The sequence below is a fragment of the Paracoccus sp. SMMA_5_TC genome, assembly GCF_009696685.2.
Lineage (GTDB): Bacteria > Pseudomonadota > Alphaproteobacteria > Rhodobacterales > Rhodobacteraceae > Paracoccus.
Window position 1 is genome coordinate 47,501 of sequence record NZ_CP102356.1, and the last position, 17,204, is coordinate 64,704.

The following is a 17,204-nucleotide window of genomic DNA, read 5'->3' on the forward strand; positions in this document are numbered from 1 at the left end:
CGATAGCGAACCAGTACCGTGAGGGAAAGGTGAAAAGCACCCCGACGAGGGGAGTGAAACAGTTTCTGAAACCGGACGCCTACAAGCAGTCGGAGCCGCCTTGCGCGGTGACGGCGTACCTTTTGTATAATGGGTCAACGACTTGGTCTGTCTGGCAAGCTTAAGCCGTTAGGTGTAGGCGCAGCGAAAGCGAGTCTTAAAAGGGCGCATGAGTCAGACGGATCAGACCCGAAACCAGATGATCTAGGCATGAGCAGGATGAAGGTTGGGTAACACCAACTGGAGGTCCGAACCCACACCTGTTGAAAAAGGTCGGGATGACTTGTGCCTAGGGGTGAAAGGCCAATCAAATCTGGAGATAGCTGGTTCTCCGCGAAAGCTATTTAGGTAGCGCCTCGGACGTATCCTCCTGGGGGTAGAGCACTGCATGGATGATGGGGGCCCACAGCCTTACTGAGTCTAAGCAAACTCCGAATACCAGGAAGGACTATCCGGGAGACACACGGCGGGTGCTAACGTCCGTCGTGGAGAGGGAAACAACCCTGACCAACAGCTAAGGCCCCCAATTCGTGGCTAAGTGGGAAAGCATGTGAGACTTCCAAAACAACCAGGAGGTTGGCTTAGAAGCAGCCATCCTTTAAAGATAGCGTAACAGCTCACTGGTCTAATCAAGAGGTCTTGCGGCGAAGATGTAACGGGGCTCAAGCCACGAGCCGAAGCTTTGGGTGCATCCTTCGGGATGTGCGGTAGCGGAGCGTTCTGTGATATGGAACGCTGCCTCTTCTGCTTCGCAAGAAGCAGCGGAGGCAATGTTCTGACTGTGAAGCCGGGCTGTAAGGCATCCGGTGGAGTGATCAGAAGTGAGAATGTTGACATGAGTAGCGACAAACAGGGTGAGAGACCCTGTCGCCGAAAGTCCAAGGGTTCCTGCTTAAAGCTAATCTGAGCAGGGTAAGCCGGCCCCTAAGGCGAGGCCGAAAGGCGTAGTCGATGGGAACCAGGTTAATATTCCTGGGCCAGGAGATGGTGACGGATCGCAGGTGTAGTTCGGTCTTAACGGATTGATCGGGCTGCTGAGCGGTTCCTGGAAATAGCCCTCCACATGACCGTACCCTAAACCGACACAGGTGGACTGGTAGAGAATACCAAGGCGCTTGAGAGAACCACATTTAAGGAACTCGGCAAAATACCTCCGTAAGTTCGCGAGAAGGAGGCCCCGTTCGCAGGCAACTGTGGGCGGGGGGCACAAACCAGGGGGTGGCGACTGTTTACTAAAAACACAGGGCTCTGCGAAGCCGTAAGGCGACGTATAGGGTCTGACGCCTGCCCGGTGCCGGAAGGTTAAAAGGAGAGGTGCAAGCCTTGAATTGAAGCCCCGGTAAACGGCGGCCGTAACTATAACGGTCCTAAGGTAGCGAAATTCCTTGTCGGGTAAGTTCCGACCTGCACGAATGGCGTAACGACTTCCCCGCTGTCTCAAATGTGGACTCAGCGAAATTGAACTGTCTGTGAAGATGCAGACTTCCCGCGGTTAGACGGAAAGACCCCATGCACCTTTACTATAGCTTCGCACTGGCATCAGGATTGTGATGTGCAGGATAGGTGGTAGGCATCGAAGCGGGGACGCCAGTCCCCGTGGAGCCACCCTTGAGATACCACCCTTCGCACTCTTGATGTCTAACCGCGGCCCGTTATCCGGGTCCGGGACCCTGCGTGGTGGGTAGTTTGACTGGGGCGGTCGCCTCCCAAAGAGTAACGGAGGCGCGCGAAGGTTGGCTCAGAGCGGTCGGAAATCGCTCGTTGAGTGCAATGGCAGAAGCCAGCCTGACTGCAAGACTGACAAGTCGAGCAGAGACGAAAGTCGGCCATAGTGATCCGGTGGTCCCGAGTGGAAGGGCCATCGCTCAACGGATAAAAGGTACGCTGGGGATAACAGGCTGATGATGCCCAAGAGTCCATATCGACGGCATCGTTTGGCACCTCGATGTCGGCTCATCTCATCCTGGGGCTGGAGCAGGTCCCAAGGGTATGGCTGTTCGCCATTTAAAGAGGTACGTGAGCTGGGTTTAGAACGTCGTGAGACAGTTCGGTCCCTATCTGCCGTGGGTGTAGGATACTTGAGAGGAGTTGCCCCTAGTACGAGAGGACCGGGGTGAACGTTCCACTGGTGGACCAGTTGTCGTGCCAACGGCAGTGCTGGGTAGCTATGAACGGACAGGATAAACGCTGAAGGCATCTAAGCGTGAAGCCCCCCTCAAAACAAGGTATCCCTTGAGAGCCGTGGAAGACCACCACGTCGATAGGCCGGAGATGTAAGCGCAGCAATGCGTTCAGTTGACCGGTACTAATGGCTCGATTGGCTTGATTTGATCCGGAAGAAGGCAGACCCTCCTTCCAGAAGCAGCCTTGGACAACCCATCCTGAAAAATCAGGATAACGCCGATGTCGCTCCTTCTCAGGTCTGGTGGCCAAAGCACGAGCAAAACACCCGATCCCATCCCGAACTCGGCCGTTAAGTGCCGTAGCGCCAATGGTACTGCGTCTCAAGACGTGGGAGAGTAGGTCACCGCCAGACCTGAAAAGAAGCGACAATCCCTCAGAACAAATCATGACGCGGGGTAGAGCAGCCCGGTAGCTCGTCAGGCTCATAACCTGAAGGCCGCAGGTTCAAATCCTGCCCCCGCAACCAAAAACATCACAGAATACAGTTGCATAAGAGCCTCCCTCGCGGGAGGCCTTTTGCGTTTCCGAGCCGTGTCAACACTGTGTCAACAGAGCGATGGCGGCGCGTGTCAACGGATGGCACCCGACTCAAGGACGGGCAACCGGTAGGTAGAGGAACCGGAACTCCCCGAAAGGGCCTTCGACGCGGGAATAGTCGGCCCACGTCATCCGGTATTCGCCCATGAAGTTGATCGTCGTTTCCCGGCCCCGCTTGGTGCCCGCCCCTGTGTGCGGGGCCCAGTCGAGCAGACCGGTGACAGAACGTCCCTCGCGCAACGCGAAGGCGGCATCGCATGTGCTCAGGCCCCGAGGTCCGCGCCAGTAGGCCGGGTCGTTGGTGAGGGCGAGAACGGCGGCGGACGCGCTGGGACGTGCCGCCAGAAACTGCTCCATGCGCCAGACGTCCTTCAGGACGTCATAGCGCCTAATGTCTTGGGCGCCCTGTGGCTTGAGAGCGAACGGTTCGCCATCGACGTCGTACTCGACGCGCTGGCAGAGGTACTTCAGTTCCAGTGCCATCGCCTGATCGCCATTCCTGATCAGGATGTCGATGGCGACATTGCTCGGGCGGGCGAGCGGGTATTCGAGGCGCACCTGAAGATTGGGGTGAACTTCCCGGAGGTGCCACGCCAGTTCGTGCTGCAGGTCAGCCTCAGAGTGAAAGACGGGCCGACGCGCGGCGAGGTCGATGAGCAGGTGAGGGATGTCGAGGTCCAATCGGCGCTCCAACATTGCCGTGGGGTATCCGGAGCGCCGACGCTCTTTCCGTTCTCTACTGGATGGCTCCGTCCATCTCAACAAGCAGACGGCCCGACAATGCTCCACGACAGGGGTGTTGAAGACTGGACCCCCCTTGGGATCAGGTGTCGGCGCCTGTGATGTTTGTTCCGGGGATCACGCCGCCGCCGTCGCGACCCCATCCAGCCGCACCGCGACGCTGGTAATCCCGTTCCCCGCGGCCTCGATAGCGATGCCGATGGGGAAACGCCCAGCGCCAGGTGTGTTGACCTGTTTGGCCGCGGTGTCCCAGGCGACGCGCGCGCCGATTGCCAGGACCGTCGCTGTCGCTTTCGGCAGCTTGTAGACGCCGGTGGTGGCCAGTTCGAGGGGATCGCCCTCGGCGGCCGAGTAGGCGGCGATGCCGAAGATGTTGCCGACAATCAGCCCGTCGCCGGATGCGATGCCGCCTGCGGGTGTGGGCACGGTGATGACGTGGCCATTCTGGATGTAGGTCTTCATGGTTCAGAGCCCTTTCGAGGATTGGATGCGGACGACCGAGATGCGCTCGGTCGCCCCTGCGATCTGCCGGTTGAGGTCGGCGAGCGCGGCGGCCATCTCGCCGTCACTTGCGTAGGTGACGCGTTTGCCGTCGTATTCGACGGTGCGGACGCCCTGATAGCGCGCGGCCATCAGGGCGTCCCGCCAGGCGATCAGTTGGGCGAGGTCGGCCACCTTACGCCCCTGGGTTCATGAACCAGCCCCGATGGTCGATGAAGCCCGCCCCGAAATCGAGGATCACCCGGATTTCCACGCCGTCGACGTCCCAGCCCGAGCGGCTCTCGACCTGCGGACCCTCCGCGCCCGAGAGATAGGCGAACTCCAGCCCGTCGATCTCGCCGGGGTCGGCGGTGACATACCAGCGCGTTGCGCTGGACAGGCGCGGCTCGACCACCAGCGACAGCGACCCGGAGGACGGGTTCACGTCCGCCGCGGTGGCCGGTGCGATGCTGGCGAGCCACTTCTCTGCCATCGTCTCCAGCGCAGGCGGCACCAGCAGGTTCTTCGGCGTCACGCGGATCACGCGGCCCTCGATGCCCTTTTGTGTGCGCAGCGCCAACCGGGCGGCCGACAGGGTGGTGTCAGAAATCACCGCGCCACTGGCCGCCTTGTTGCCGTGATCGGCATGGAACAGCGCCTTGCCGTCCGTGAGCGTCGGGCCATTGCCGCTGCCCGCCTCGAGGAGGGTGACGAGGATCCGCGCCTCGGTCTCGGCGGCGGCCTGTCCCATGCGGCGGGCAAGGTCCGCGAAGGCGCCGAGGTCGTCATTGACCAGAACCTGCCGGGTGATGCCGATCTTCCGGGCCCAGGTCTCGACCTTGTAGGCCTCGCGCGCCTCGGCCATGGTCCCGGCCTTGATCTCGCCGTGCTCGTTCAGCTTCTCCAGCAGCGGTGCCTCGCCCAGCATGATCTTGTTCACCGCGCGGAAGTCCCGCGCCGTGGTCTGGCGGCCGAGGCGGCGGATACCCGAGGGCGCGGCCTGGTAGGCTTCGCGCAGCACGCGGCCCACCGTGTCCCCGAGGATGATGGGGAAGTCGGAGGTGGTGTGCAGCGCACGGGTGACGAGGCTCGCGGGCGACAGCGCCATGGTGGACACGCCGCGCAGCATCAGCAGTTCCTTCGCCATGTCGACGGGCGTGGAATAGGCATAGCGGCGGGCGGGCTCGGAGAGCTCGTGGCGCGGGTTGATCCGGGCGTAGAGGGCTTCGCCCATCTGCCGGGCGCGCAGGGCCGGGTCGTCGTGGCTCTCGCCCATCTCGACGCGGACCTGTTCGGTGCGGATCGGAGGCGCGGATCGCTTTGCCAGCGCCTCGAAGGCCGCGCGGCGGGCGGTGTCGGGATCGGCGCCTCTGTCGATCTGGCCGTCGATCCACGACTGGTCCAGCCCGGCGATGCGGGCGATGGAGCGGATCTCGGCATTTGCCTCGGCGCGGATCTCTTTCTGCTGATCCTCGGGCGGGGCCGGGGTTGTGGTCGTGTCAGTCATCTCTGTCTCCGTGCGAATATGGGCGCCGGGGTCGGCGGGCGTCGGCACCAGGGAAATCTCGTGCGGGGTCCAGCGGACGGCGGTCAGCACGCGCGCGCCGTTCTCGGTCGTCTCGGCCCAGTCCTCGACGGAGTAGCCGAACGAGACGTGGCGCAGGATGCCCGCCAGCACGTCCTGCCAGACTGGCTCCACCTCTGGCCGTGCCGAGAACTGGATGAGGGCGGTGCCGCGTTTGCCGTCCACGGCGGCGCTGCGGACGGAGCCCAGCACGTCGCGCACGGCTGTCTGGCGGTGTGCGTCGAGGACGCTGGCCCCTTCGAGGCGCGAGAGGTCCACCGCCTCGGGCGCGAGGCTCAGCCGCTCGATGTATTGCCCGGCCATGTCGCGGCGGCGCACGGGCGCGCCGGTGGACCAGACCACCTCGACAGTGCGGCCCTCCGGATCGGCCGTCGCGGGCGCCAGGGTTGCGCGGCGGGTGAGCAGTTCGAGCATCTCAGCCATCGGCGGCCTCCTTCTGCTGTTCCGTCGCCGTCTGACCGAACGCGAGCCCCAGCCCCTCCGCGCGCTCGCGGTCGGCGGCGATCTCGGCATCGACCTGTTCGGCGTCGTAGCCGCGCTCGGAGATCGCCTGGGACCGGCTCTTGAGCCCCGCGCCGATCGCCAGGATCTCGGCCTGCACGTCCTTCATCGGATCGACGTAGTCGAACTTCGGCGGCAGCCATTCGCAGCCGAGATAGGCGTTCGCGTTCCGGTCGAAGTCCCGCGCGGGCAGATCGCCGGTCAGCACCGCGAGCCGAACGAACCGCTCCCAGACCGGGCGGCAGAACAGGTGCACCACCACATTGTGCTGCAGCTGCTCGACGCGGCGGCGGAACTCGATGAGCCCAGCGCGGATCGAGGAATAGGTGACGCCCTCAAGGTCTCCCGAGACCAGCTCGTAGGGCAGGCCCAGCCCCGCCGCGACGGCGCGCAGGTGGTTCTTCACGAAGGGCGCGTAGGCGTCGTGCTCGGTCGGGTTGGAAAACCGGATGTCCGTGCCGGGCGGCAGCGGGATCAGGCTGCCGGGCTCCATGCCCACGGTCAGCGCGCCGCCGGTCTTGGTGCCCGAAAGCCCGCCCGCGCTGCCGTCGGGATCGGTGATGAAGCCGGTGAACAGCGCCGCGACCTTGGCCTTGACCAGCGCGGCGTCCTCGAACTGGTCGAGCTCGTGCAGCCGCAGGAGCACTGGCGCGAGCCAGGTGATCCCGCGCAGCTGGCCCGCCGCGAGCGGCTTGAACAGGTGCAGGCAATCGGCGGCGGGGACGCGGAGCGGGTCCATGCGGAGAGACCCCAGCGGATCGCCCGGGCGGGAGGACAAGACCCGGTAGGCGACGCGGCGACCGGCGGCATCGAACTCGATGCCCGCCCGGATCCGCGCCCCGCCGCCGATCTCGCGGTGCAGGTCCATGGGGACCTGCTCGCGATCCAGAAGCTCGAGGTGGAGGGGGATGCTGGCGGCGTTGCTTGCGATGCGGAGCCGGGCGAAGCTCTCGCCGCTCTCGACCATCGCGCGCACGGCCATGGCCTGCAGCCCGTAGAAATCCGCGAGCCCGTCCGGGGCGGCGTGATCGGTCCAGCGCAGCCAGAGCGCCTGCAGCCGCTCGCGCACTGCGCGGTCAGGATGGGTGGACTGCGGCTTGATCCCGGCGCCGACGACATTGCCGACCAGGCTGTCCACCGCCGCTGCGACCCACGGGTTGTTGCGCGCGTACCATCCGGCCCGCCGCGCCGCCGTGGTCGCGCCTGCCATGATCGCCGCGTTCAGCCCGTCGACCGTCCGCGCCCCCTCCCAACGCCGCCCGCCACCCGCGGCGTCGAAGCCGCGAGCGCGCGCGAGGCCGAGAAGGCGATGTAAGAAGGTCCGCATGGGCGGCAGAATCGCCCGAAACGAACCTTCAAGCTATTGGGAATGTTTGGGAAACGTGCACCCCGTCGGGGGAGCGGAGAAGGCGGAAACCACCCGCGAGATTAGCGCCCATTCACATAAAGGCTCGGCGCTACCGCCGAAAAGTCAAATGACTTAGTTTGCCGGCCGTTATTCAATTTTGCTTTCTGAAAGTGATTGCGATTCCTCCACATTTTACGGACCTCAGGTTGCAGTCGCTGCAACTCTTCTTCAACGTGCTGAGCCAGTGGGAAATTGAGAATCGTTGACTTGGTCAGATGAAACCCGTCACCCACAGTCAGCCAGTAATCGAAAAACAGACGGGAAGAGAGAGCCCCGAGAGCAGTGAGGAAGTCTTTCTCGCTACCGAAGCCTAGGACATTGCTGCTCCCATCAAGTTCTTCGCGAAAGCCAATATAGTTCCGCGCGACTGATCCAATTGCGAGACGGTACCGTGACGCGCCACAAATTAGCGATCCAAGCCGCTTCTCCTCGATACTCGCCCGGAGATAATCAGCTACCAATTGATTGGCGGGTCGCGGAATTTGATCATCAAGGTAATAATCAGTGACATCATAGAATGTTGGAATGGAGGAGAGAAGGCTCGTTCGCTCCCCCTTACTCCATCTCTGAAGTGCCGAAGCATAAACTCTCGATGTTCTCGCAGGGGCAATGCTAAGAATTGAGCATCGCTGGCTATTCGCCTTGTTCGTATTTGTATGCTTTGGCTTCCCGGACTTGAACAAAGTATCTGGGATGTTGTCATAATTTGATATCGATATCTCCGATTTGAGCCTCTGCATGCGTGATCGCAGCGCGCTGTAGTCTCGACTGAAGGCTAACGATAGGGGGACAATGAAGTGTAGATGAGCGGGTTTGCGCGACAGTTCCAGTGAGCGCTCAATAAAATCCGCATAGAGATTCTTCCATTTAGATGAACCTTTCTGATTCGCCACGAAGGGCGGATTTCCAAAAAAGACACCAGTCCGATCTGTGGCAGGAAACTCATAGGACCGAAAATCCCCATTGATTAGCCTTACTCGATCGAACTTTATGTCCCAGCGCTGCTCCAGAGTCTCAATCTGATCTCGAATAAATTCGAGTGCTTGTTGGTTTATGTCTACTAGGTCCGCGTTAATCAAGCGAACGATTTGTGGCGATAGTCCTTGATTAATTAGTCCCTTGATTAGCGAGAAGAACAGCGCTCCCGCGCCAGCGGATGGCTCAACGAAGTGGGCGCCTTCGAGAAGGTTCTGCGCTGAAAGAGAACTTGTGATGTTTCGGCGGTCGAAAAAAATCTGCCAGAAATGATCGGCAACATCAGCGGGAGTGTAGTATGCTCCGGCCAGCTTTCGTTTGCTCTCGGACTTACATTCCGACGAGTATGAGAGTTCAGCTTCCGCAGTCTCGGCGGCCGAGACAGCCACTTGAGCGTCAAGCGCCCATACGGATGTCGAGCCCACGCTGCAGGTAGTCGTTTCGCGGACGTCGTGCCGGATCGGTGGGGACGGCGAAAGGTCGTTCATGTAAGTTCCTTATCTCCCCGATGCCTTTGTCTTGGTTCGTCTGGCGTAGGTATTCTGCTCGGTCAGTGTTGAAGACAAGGCGACACCCCGGGCCAGGCAACAGAAGCGCATCATCATAAAGCCGATGGTGCTCAATACACAGCGCGAGCCCATTTGTTACATGATTTGGCGAGCCCTCAACTGAGTGAGGAATGATGTGCGCTGCCTGGACGATCGCCAGCTGGCGATCACAGACACAACATGTTTGCCCGTACGCTTCAAGAACCCACTTCTTGAACCTCGGATCCCTCGGATATGCGGTGCGCTCAAACGTGAATTTCTCCCGTACCCCGGCTTCATCGACTTCAATTTCACCGCTAGCACCTAAGCCGGCATCAGCGAAGGTTTCCGTATGCCGTCCGACGAGATTGACAATCGCATGTTCACTGCGCAGAGCATGAAAGTGCTCGACATTCTCAAGATAGAATCCCAATGCCGATGCGGGCAGCGCGATTGCAAAACTCTGTTCGCCAAGCTGCCGCGCCATGAATTGATGCACCGCTGCTTGTTGCGTTGAGACCGACACTCTCTGGGATTGCCGCGCGTAGACTGACACGACAGTCTTTGCTTGTAGGGAGAATACGTGTCGTGGATCCCATGCCACGAAAGTGTCGCCAGTATCGAAGAAACCGATAAAGGCAACGCGGTCTCCTCGCGCTTGCCTCGCCCTTTGCTCCTCAATGATCCCACGCCCTAGCTGAATTCGTACCTCATCATCATTGTCACGAGCGTTTCCCGAGTCATGGACGTAGGAAACGTGTGCGGAATAACGAGCCCCATTGAGTGTCATTTGCACCGGATTCTGTCGGTCAATAATGCGGAAGTTCTCTGAGTAGGGCGCAAGCGCGTCCCTTACAAAGTAAAAGAGGAGATTGCGGTCAAGCGCCATTACAAATACTCAATCAGGTGCGCCACCATCTTCTCGCCCAGCAAACACGGTACGGCGTTGCCGATCTGCTTCTGGACCGACCTGCGGTTGCCAAAGAACTTGTAGCCCTCTGGAAATGTTTGAATGGCTGCGACTTCAGGAACGCGAAGGCGGCGGTTATCCCAGTGAAATGGGCCCACCCAAGGACCCGGCTGGGCTGCGATGGTTATAGAGGGCTCTTCCGGATGTAGCTTATGGAGAAAATTCCAGAAGCGTCCACCAGTTCGGAATTTTCGACCATTATAGCCCTTCAGCTTTGAGAGCGCGATATAATTTTTGCCTGGTGGCACATGAGTAAGTTCATAGAAGTAGTTTCCGTTAGAGGCGTCCTCTTGGGGCTCACGGAAATCGTCAGAGGCGTATTTCGAGATGAAGTCGCCGACCCCGGTATATGGCTGGAAGCCATTCATTAGTTCGGGCTTGGCGGGGTCGCCATGAGTTGGGTGCGGTTGAGGGATCGGGCTTCTAGCCTTCCGTACGCCAAATACAAATACGCGCTTTCGCTTTTGGGGAACGCCAAAGTCTGCCGAGTTCGCTCTGTAGACGGTGCATGCGTATCCAAGAGCTCTGGCCTCGGCAAGAAATCTCTCGAACGTAGCAATATTCGTTGGATGCAGAATGCTTTCGACGTTCTCAAAAATGAAGCCAGATGGCTGTAGTTCAGAGATGGCGCGAAGAAACTGCCCGATCATGTTCCGTGGATCTTCGTCGATAAGCCGGTTGTCGTTCTTCACCCAGTAACCGTTCTTCGAAAAAGGCTGACACGGTGGCCCCCCGATCAGGATCGTTGGTTCGTCCGTTCTCAGCTGGGTGAAGTCGACACTCTGTATGTCGACTGCGAAAATTTCAGGATTGTCGATACTGGTGCGGTTCAGGCGCAGCGTCTCTGCAGCATCGGGGTCATTCTCGACACATGCCATAATCTTGGCGCCAGCATTCTTGGCTCCAACGTCGAGACCTCCTGCTCCAGAAAAGATGCTGACACACTTCACCAATGGCTGCTCCCTCGGTAACCTTGCGACACCGCCTGGCATGAGACCGCGCAGATTGTCGCAAATGTTCTTTAATTGTTCGTGACCCGAGTCTGCGTGCTCGGGCCTTCGGTATCCCCTATTTGGTATCCGAAGCCAGCCTGCGTTTCAACATCTTGCGTCACCGAAGAAACTATCGCATCCACGCGGACCGAATCACCACCGCAGCCGCCGCATCCGTTCGCGTCTGTGCCGTACTCACCCGTTCCACCTCCTCGTTCAGCCTGAGCCCCATGCTGATCAGCCCGTGTAGTGCGGCGTGGGCGTAGACGAAGGTGTCGAGGGCCTCGTTGCGTTCGCCGTCGCGCTTGGGCTGCCAGGAGCGGATGGGGCGCCCGCGCTCGAAGCGGGTGACGACGCGTTCGGCGGTCAGCTGGCGGAAGTAGTCGGCGTCGAGGCGGCGGGTGAAGTGGATGGCGCCGGGGCCGGGTTCGGTGAGGTGCAGGCGGGCGTAGACCGCGTCCTTCACCGCGTCCACGCCAACGATGAACAGCGGGATCTTGCCCTTGTTCGTCCGGGTCGGACGGTGCGGCCAGACGGGGATGCCGGGCCCGCCGCGGCCCTTGATCGCCCAGATGCGCCGGGCGAGGCGGGTGCGGCAGAACTCGTAGGCCATCTTGGTGTGGTGGCCGCCGGTGTCGATGGCGGCGGCGCGCACGGGCAGGTCGAGCCCGGCGGGATGCGGGAAGGTCGCCTGCAGCACCATGTCGAGATCGGACCAGAGCCGCGGCCCGGACGGGTCGCCCCAGAGCACGCGGTAGTCGATCACCCATGCCTCCTCGTCGCGGCCCCAGCCGAGGATCTGCACCTCGATCCGGTCGCCCTGCACGTCGACGCCCGCGGTCAGCACGGCGACGGAGGCGGGCAGCGCCTCGCCCCAGTCCTCGCGCCGGGCCATCAGCGGATCGGCCGGGACGGTGTCGCCCGCCTGATCCTCCCAGGACTCGCCAAGCTTGGTGTTGACCCAGACCTGCAGGCGCGCGGGGTCCTTGCGCACGCGGCCGTGTTCGGTGGCGATCTCGGCCCAGGTCTCCCACGGCGAATAGAGCGCGGAGAGGTGGAAGCCTGCGGTGCGGCCATCGCCTTGGGCCGTCGCGCGCCACTCGCCCGCCGCCAGCAGGCGGGGCTTCTCGTGCTCGTGATGGACGCCGCCGCAGGCCTCGCAAACCAGATTCGCCTGGTCGCGCCGCCCCTCGGGCCAGCGGATGCGGGCCCAGGTGATCGGGGCCATGTCGCCGCAATGCAGGCAGGGGACGTGGTAGAATCGCCGGTCGCTATGCTCGAACGCCGCCTCGATGCGTGAGTGGCCCTTCAGCGTGGGCGTGGAGACCATGTAGATCTTGCGTCGGCCGCGGAAGGTGGCGGTTCGCTGGATCGCCAGATCGACCGGATCGCCCTCGCCATCGGCGTCGCCGGGATAGCCGTCCACCTCGTCGAGGAACAGGTAGCGGACGGGCGTGGATCGCAGGCCGACCGCGCTGTTCGCGCCGGTCATCACCAGCTGGCCGCCGGGGAAGGACTTGCGGAAAAGGCTGTTTCCCGCATCACGGGAGCGGGGCGCGGCGACCAGTTCGCGGAGCGCGGGCGTCGCCTCGACGAGCGGGTCGATACGCACGGTGGTGTTCCGCCGCACCATGTCGAGCGACGGCATCACCAGCATGGCGATCCCTGGCGCATTCTGGATGATGTAGCCGAGCCAGTTCAGCCCCGCCTCGGAGCCGCCGGTCTGCGCGCCCTTCATCAGCACGACGCGCTCGTAGGGACTCGCCGTCGAGAGCGCGTCCATCACGGCGCGCAGGTAGGGCGTGCGATCCGTGCGCCAGCGCCCGGGCTCGGCCGAGGTCGGCGGCAGGACGCGATGACGGTCGGCCCAGTCCGAGACCGGGATCGGCGGTTCGGGGCGGATGCCGCGCCGCCAGGCGAGGTCGATGTCAGGCACCATCGCCAAAGCTCCCCAGCGGCAGGTCGGCCAGGTGTTCGAGATGCTCGCGCATCATCCGGTCGAGCGCGGCGAAGGTGGCGCGCGGATCGGCCCCGACTTCGGCCGCCAGCAGCGGCGCGGTGCGCTGGACCCACGCCATGTGCGCGTCGCGTTCGGCACGGGCGCGGGCGAACACGGTGCGGGTGGCGGCGGCGGTTTCGACCAGCAGGCCCTGTTCCTTCTCGAAGGCCAGCTTGGCGCGCTGGACCTTCACGATCTCATGCAGCCGCTTGGCCTCGGCCAGCGTGGTCGAGACGCGGGCAGCGGTCGCAGCAGCACCACCCCTGTTGCGCCGCGCCGGGTCGAGGTTGTCCTCGATCCAGGCAAGGCCCACCGCCACGTCGATCCGCCCGTCCGCGCGCACCGGCAACCCCTCGGCCACCAGCTGCGAGATGCGCCCCTTGGTCAGGCCGACGCGGGCGGCGAAGGCGGTCTTGGTCTCATGGCTGTCGAGTTTAGTCATTTCCGCCCCCTGGCGCTGGCGGGCCAATGCGCTGCGCGTCCCCACATACGGATCGGCCCGGGAGGAACCGCCGCTTTCCCGATCCTTCCGACTTGACCCCGCCTCGGGCGGGCGCGCCCGGCGCCTCGGGTGACGCACCGGTGACGCAAGGGTGACGGGATTTCGGGCTTAAGCCGTTGAAAGTGTTGAGATGACGCACTTGCCCCGGCAACCTTTCCATATAGGGGGAAAGTGATGAGGATTGGGGAGAGAGTTTCCCCCCTTATCGAAATATCTGAGCCGAAGTGCGTCATCTCAACACTCTCAATGGGTTAGGGGCCAAAAAGCCGGTTTGGTGCGTCACCACTGCGTCACCGCGAGGCCGATGAAGAACCGCCCCTCCTTCGTGCGCTTGTGCTGGATCCCGGCCACGCGGGCCTGCACGCGCTGGACGAAGCCGTTGATGGCGGGCAGCTTCTCGGGCTTGTAGCCCTCGGCCAGCGCCCAGTTCTGGAAACGGAGGTGGGCATCGCGCGTCGCCAGCATCGGCCCGCCGTTCACGATCGGCACGACCGATACGCAGGCGTCGATCCAGGCGGCGATGGGATCCTCGCTGAGCACCCATTCGAGGAGCGCGTCGTGGCAGCCCTGCGGGATGGCGAAGTTGCGCTGGCGGATCAGCCGCGAGGCGCCCTCGACCGCCCATGCCAGCAGCAGGTCCGGTTCCTCGGCCGCGATGCGCTTGCCGATGTCCTCGACGCGCTCCTCCAGCGGGATCGAGCGGGTAAAGGGGATCAGCAGCAGGCGGCGCTGCACGCCCCGGTCCAGGCCGCCCTTGAAGCTGGGCAGCTGGTTGGCGGCGAAGAGGTTCTGCTCGACCGAGCGGAACTCGACCCGGCTCTTGTAGACGTCGCGACCCTCGATGGGATCGCCGGTGACGACCGCCTTGAATGTGTCGGACGCGATGGCCTCGGGCGAGAGCTCGTCGGAGGCGTTCAGCAGCTTGCCGACGAGCCCGATGACATGCCGCTCGTCGCCCATCTTCGAGGCGGGGACCGAGCAGATGGCGGAGGCGGGCAGGAGGCCGCGCGCCAGTTCGAGCACCTGGCTCTTGCCGTTCTCGGCAGTCTTGCCGTGCAGCACCACCGCGCGCGGCTGCATCAGTCGGGTGGCGTAGCCGAGCGCCGCCGCGCCGCAGACCTCGGCCAGCAGCACGCATTTGGCCTCGGCCTCAGGGTCGCCCTTGAAGCTGCCGGTCAGGAGCCTCGCCAGCAGCGAGCCTGCGGGCGGGGTGCCGGAGGCGCCGGGTTGCCAGCGGCCGGGCAGCGTGTGGCGGCAGCGGTGCTGGCGGTGATGGGGTTCGAGGCGCGGCGTCCCCTCCGCGTCGAAGCGGACGAATCCCGAGGCGCAGTTGATGCCAGCGGGCGGGGCGTCGAAGTATCCGGGCATGGCGCAGAGGGCCGCGCATTCGTTGAGGATCGAGTCGACGCGGATCTTGGTCAGCTTGACGTTCGAGGGCTCGCCCGCAGGCGTGAAGAACCCCGCGCCGTCATAGGTGTGGACGGGCAGGCGCAGTTCGTGGTCGGGGATCGCCTCCCAATGGGTGCCGCCATAGCGCCAGAAGGCCCCGTCGGCATGAACGATGCGGCCGTGGCGTTCGGTCAGATCCTCGCGGACCCGCTTGGCGATCTCCACGTCCGAGCCGATGTAGAGCTGCTTCCGCCCGATGCCGGCCTCCTCGGGGCGGAAGGGTTCGGCGGCGGCGATCCGGTTGCGCACGGCCGCCTCGCCCTCGCGGACCAGGACATCGTTGAAGTCCTGCTCCTCGGGCGGGGTGGCGATCAGCACGGTGATGCCGCGATGCGCGAGATGGCTCGCGGCGCGGGCCATCTGACCCTCGGCCTTGCTGCCGGGCAGATCGCCGTCTCGGGCCACGATCACCGTGGCGTTCGCGGGCACCGGTGCGCGGCCGATGTTCGAGATGCCGAGGCAGGCCCAGGTCTCCTGTCCTGTCGCCTGCCAGACCGAGAGCGCGGTCTCGACCCCCTCGCAGAGCACCAGCGGTTCGCGGCCTGGCAGGCGCACGGCGGCGCGTTCGGCCCAGCCCTCGACGGCCTTGTTGGTGCGCTTGACCACCTTCACGGGGGCCTTGCGCCCCTCGGCGGTCAGATAGACCTGCTGGATCGCCAGCACCTCGCCTGCCTCGTCGGTGGCGAGCGCGACCATGGCGCCGAACTGGCGGTAGGCATATTGGCGATAGCGGATGCAGTCGGGCGGCGTGGCCGAGATCCCGCGATGGCGCAGGTAAGCAAGGACCGGCGTCGAGACGAGGCTCTCGCTGCGGCGCACGATCTCGGCCACCTTCTCGGCGCGTTCCTCGGGCGTGGTTTCCTTCGGTTGGGCCGAGCCCGAGGCGGAAGGGGCGCGCGCCGCAGGCGGCTTCGCCGACCAGGAGGGACCGGCGTCGGGTTCGCCCAGCCAGGCCCGCGCCCAGTCCCATGCGGCTTTCTCGTCCAGCCCGAGGCGATGGGCGATCAGCTCGAGCGCAGCGCCGCCCCCGCCATGCTCGTGGTCGAACCAGCGGCCCTTGTTCGCGCCGTCGATCTCCACGGCGAGGCTGCCCTTGGTGCCGAAACGCAGCTGCTGCGCGCCGGAAAGCTGCCGGTTCGGCTCGCCCAGCAGGTCGCGGGCCAAGTCCGCGATGCGGTCTTGCAGCATGTCGGCCAGCTGGGCGACGGACATGCGCGTGGCGGCACGGGCGCAGGAGCCGGGCGGCGTGCCGTTGAAGTCGAGGGTCTGGTTTTGCACGGTCATTGGCGCTGCGCCTTCACGGTGCAGAGAAGGATCGGCATCTCGGGGCAGACTGCCTGCACGCGGTTGGTCCAGGCGATCTCCTGCTCTGGCCGGGTCTCGATGATCAGCCCGTTGCGCTGCGCCACGGCCATCAGGGCGATGCTGGAATAGGCCTCGGGCGGCGGGGCGCAGGAGACGATGGCGACGCCGTCGGCCATGCCGATCAGCCGGTCGAGCGCGGCGCTGTCATACTGATCGGGGCCGAGCGCGCAGTCGGTGTCGTCGCCCACCATGACGACGAAGGGCCGTTCCAGCAGGGCGAGGCCGCGGTCGAGCCCGGTCGCGCGCTGGGGGATCACCAGAAAGCCGACACCGTGATCGCGGATCGCGTGGACAATGGGCAGCAGATGCGGGGCCTCCGCAGCGACCTTGGCTTCCAGCTGTTCGAGGATCGAGCCGGTGAACTGGATGGGGGTGTCAGGCATTGGCGAAGCCCTCCTGCAGGGCGATCCAGTCCATCAGCGTGGAGCGGCGCGTGGCGATGCGGCTGCCCAGCCGGAAATGCGGCAGCGGGCGCTTCGAGCGGGTGCAGAGGTAGTAGACGCGGCGCTGGAACCGGAACTCGTCGGAGTCGAAGAGGAAGCGGGCGATCTCGGCGGCGCCCAACATCATGTCGGGCGCGAGCGTGGCGGGCGCGGTCATCGGCCCCTCCGTGCGCACGGGGCGCTCGGCTTGCGATCCGCGGCCTGTTCGCGGGCGATGAGCCAGTCGCGCACCGCCTCGATGCGGTAGTAGACGCGCCGGCCGATCACGACGAAGGGCGGGGACTGGCGCAGCTGGCGGTCGCGCTGACAGGTGCGCAGGGACACCCCGCGGCGGGCGGCGTAGTCCTCCTCCGAGATGAAGCCGTCGAGGAAATCGGGCGGCGGGGCGACGGGGGCGGGCCTCTCGGCGCCTCCGGATGCAAGGGATTGGGTCATGGGCGTCTCCTTCGTGCCAGGCGACGCAACGCGCCGCCGATGCCCGAGAGATGCCGACGTTCTCGATGGTCC

At 63.9% G+C, this 17,204-nt stretch carries 14 protein-coding genes, 1 tRNA gene and 2 rRNA genes (1 of these 17 cut by a window edge); 3 read left to right on the forward strand and 14 right to left on the reverse strand.

Features of this window, described 5'->3' with window-relative positions; all coding sequences use genetic code 11:
* The 3 genes from GB880_RS13930 to GB880_RS13940 form a co-directional block, all read left to right on the forward strand.
* Nucleotides 1–2,369 (forward strand): 23S ribosomal RNA (locus GB880_RS13930) (it extends 467 nt beyond the left edge of the window).
* Nucleotides 2,370–2,460: 91 nt separating this feature from the next.
* Nucleotides 2,461–2,575: ribosomal RNA gene (gene rrf / locus GB880_RS13935) — 5S ribosomal RNA — on the forward strand.
* Between the two features lie 37 nt (nt 2,576–2,612).
* A tRNA-Met gene (locus GB880_RS13940) sits at nt 2,613–2,689 on the forward strand.
* A 122-nt stretch (nt 2,690–2,811) separates the two neighbouring features.
* On the opposite strand, the gene GB880_RS13945 is transcribed toward GB880_RS13940, so the two are convergent.
* From GB880_RS13945 to GB880_RS14010, 14 genes are all read right to left on the reverse strand, one after another.
* Nucleotides 2,812–3,441 (reverse strand): hypothetical protein, encoded by a 630-nt coding sequence (locus tag GB880_RS13945; protein WP_229774415.1) that lies wholly within the window; start codon nt 3,439–3,441, stop codon nt 2,812–2,814.
* A 177-nt stretch (nt 3,442–3,618) separates the two neighbouring features.
* A complete protein-coding gene (locus tag GB880_RS13950) occupies nt 3,619–3,963 on the reverse strand; it encodes a DUF2190 family protein (RefSeq protein ID WP_154493850.1) in 345 nt (114 codons plus the stop codon).
* Nucleotides 3,964–3,966: 3 nt separating this feature from the next.
* Nucleotides 3,967–4,176 (reverse strand): phage head-tail joining protein, encoded by a 210-nt coding sequence (locus tag GB880_RS13955; protein ID WP_154493851.1) that lies wholly within the window; start codon nt 4,174–4,176, stop codon nt 3,967–3,969.
* A 1-nt stretch (nt 4,177) separates the two neighbouring features.
* The gene (locus GB880_RS13960; RefSeq protein WP_442793785.1) at nt 4,178–5,980 is read right to left on the reverse strand and encodes a prohead protease/major capsid protein fusion protein; all 1,803 of its coding nucleotides are present in this window, start codon (nt 5,978–5,980) and stop codon (nt 4,178–4,180) included.
* 1 nt (nt 5,981) lies between these two features.
* Nucleotides 5,982–7,277: a phage portal protein gene (locus GB880_RS13965; RefSeq protein ID WP_263467405.1), complete on the reverse strand. Its 1,296-nt coding sequence runs from the start codon at nt 7,275–7,277 to the stop codon at nt 5,982–5,984.
* A 218-nt stretch (nt 7,278–7,495) separates the two neighbouring features.
* Entirely contained in the window at nt 7,496–8,938 is a 1,443-nt protein-coding gene (locus GB880_RS13970) for an Eco57I restriction-modification methylase domain-containing protein (protein ID WP_154493854.1), read from the reverse strand.
* Complete coding sequence (locus GB880_RS13975) at nt 8,847–9,866, reverse strand: HNH endonuclease (RefSeq protein WP_154493855.1); 1,020 nt, start codon at nt 9,864–9,866, stop codon at nt 8,847–8,849. Before GB880_RS13975 ends, GB880_RS13970 begins: the two co-directional genes overlap by 92 nt.
* A complete protein-coding gene (locus tag GB880_RS13980) occupies nt 9,866–10,897 on the reverse strand; it encodes a DNA cytosine methyltransferase (RefSeq protein WP_263467420.1) in 1,032 nt (343 codons plus the stop codon). The genes GB880_RS13975 and GB880_RS13980 overlap by 1 nt, the downstream gene beginning before the upstream one ends.
* Nucleotides 10,898–11,069: 172 nt before the next feature.
* Nucleotides 11,070–12,878 carry a phage terminase large subunit family protein gene (locus tag GB880_RS13985; protein ID WP_154493857.1) on the reverse strand — a complete coding sequence of 603 codons (1,809 nt, stop codon included), beginning with the start codon at nt 12,876–12,878 and terminating at the stop codon, nt 11,070–11,072.
* Complete coding sequence (locus GB880_RS13990; protein WP_154493858.1) at nt 12,868–13,380, reverse strand: hypothetical protein; 513 nt, start codon at nt 13,378–13,380, stop codon at nt 12,868–12,870. Before GB880_RS13990 ends, GB880_RS13985 begins: the two co-directional genes overlap by 11 nt.
* Nucleotides 13,381–13,719: 339 nt before the next feature.
* Nucleotides 13,720–16,173: a DUF7146 domain-containing protein gene (locus GB880_RS13995; RefSeq protein WP_154493859.1), complete on the reverse strand. Its 2,454-nt coding sequence runs from the start codon at nt 16,171–16,173 to the stop codon at nt 13,720–13,722.
* The gene (locus tag GB880_RS14000) at nt 16,170–16,637 is read right to left on the reverse strand and encodes a hypothetical protein (protein ID WP_154493860.1); all 468 of its coding nucleotides are present in this window, start codon (nt 16,635–16,637) and stop codon (nt 16,170–16,172) included. The genes GB880_RS13995 and GB880_RS14000 overlap by 4 nt, the downstream gene beginning before the upstream one ends.
* Nucleotides 16,630–16,854, reverse strand: a complete 225-nt coding sequence (locus GB880_RS14005; protein ID WP_154493861.1) for a hypothetical protein — start codon at nt 16,852–16,854, stop codon at nt 16,630–16,632. The genes GB880_RS14000 and GB880_RS14005 overlap by 8 nt, the downstream gene beginning before the upstream one ends.
* The gene (locus GB880_RS14010; protein ID WP_195840819.1) at nt 16,851–17,132 is read right to left on the reverse strand and encodes a hypothetical protein; all 282 of its coding nucleotides are present in this window, start codon (nt 17,130–17,132) and stop codon (nt 16,851–16,853) included. The genes GB880_RS14005 and GB880_RS14010 overlap by 4 nt, the downstream gene beginning before the upstream one ends.
* Nucleotides 17,133–17,204 lie beyond the last annotated feature (72 nt).

Coding starts and splice junctions, on each gene's coding strand:
- GB880_RS13985 (WP_154493857.1), bottom strand. CDS start 12,878: ATGGTGCCTGACATCGACCTCGCCTGGCGGCGCGGCATCCGCCCCGAA.
- GB880_RS13995 (WP_154493859.1), bottom strand. CDS start 16,173: ATGACCGTGCAAAACCAGACCCTCGACTTCAACGGCACGCCGCCCGGC.
- GB880_RS14010 (WP_195840819.1), bottom strand. CDS start 17,132: ATGACCCAATCCCTTGCATCCGGAGGCGCCGAGAGGCCCGCCCCCGTC.
- GB880_RS13975 (WP_154493855.1), bottom strand. CDS start 9,866: ATGGCGCTTGACCGCAATCTCCTCTTTTACTTTGTAAGGGACGCGCTT.
- GB880_RS13970 (WP_154493854.1), bottom strand. CDS start 8,938: ATGAACGACCTTTCGCCGTCCCCACCGATCCGGCACGACGTCCGCGAA.
- GB880_RS13960 (WP_442793785.1), bottom strand. CDS start 5,980: ATGCTCGAACTGCTCACCCGCCGCGCAACCCTGGCGCCCGCGACGGCC.
- GB880_RS13990 (WP_154493858.1), bottom strand. CDS start 13,380: ATGACTAAACTCGACAGCCATGAGACCAAGACCGCCTTCGCCGCCCGC.
- GB880_RS14005 (WP_154493861.1), bottom strand. CDS start 16,854: ATGACCGCGCCCGCCACGCTCGCGCCCGACATGATGTTGGGCGCCGCC.
- GB880_RS13965 (WP_263467405.1), bottom strand. CDS start 7,277: ATGGCAGGCGCGACCACGGCGGCGCGGCGGGCCGGATGGTACGCGCGC.
- GB880_RS13950 (WP_154493850.1), bottom strand. CDS start 3,963: ATGAAGACCTACATCCAGAATGGCCACGTCATCACCGTGCCCACACCC.
- GB880_RS14000 (WP_154493860.1), bottom strand. CDS start 16,637: ATGCCTGACACCCCCATCCAGTTCACCGGCTCGATCCTCGAACAGCTG.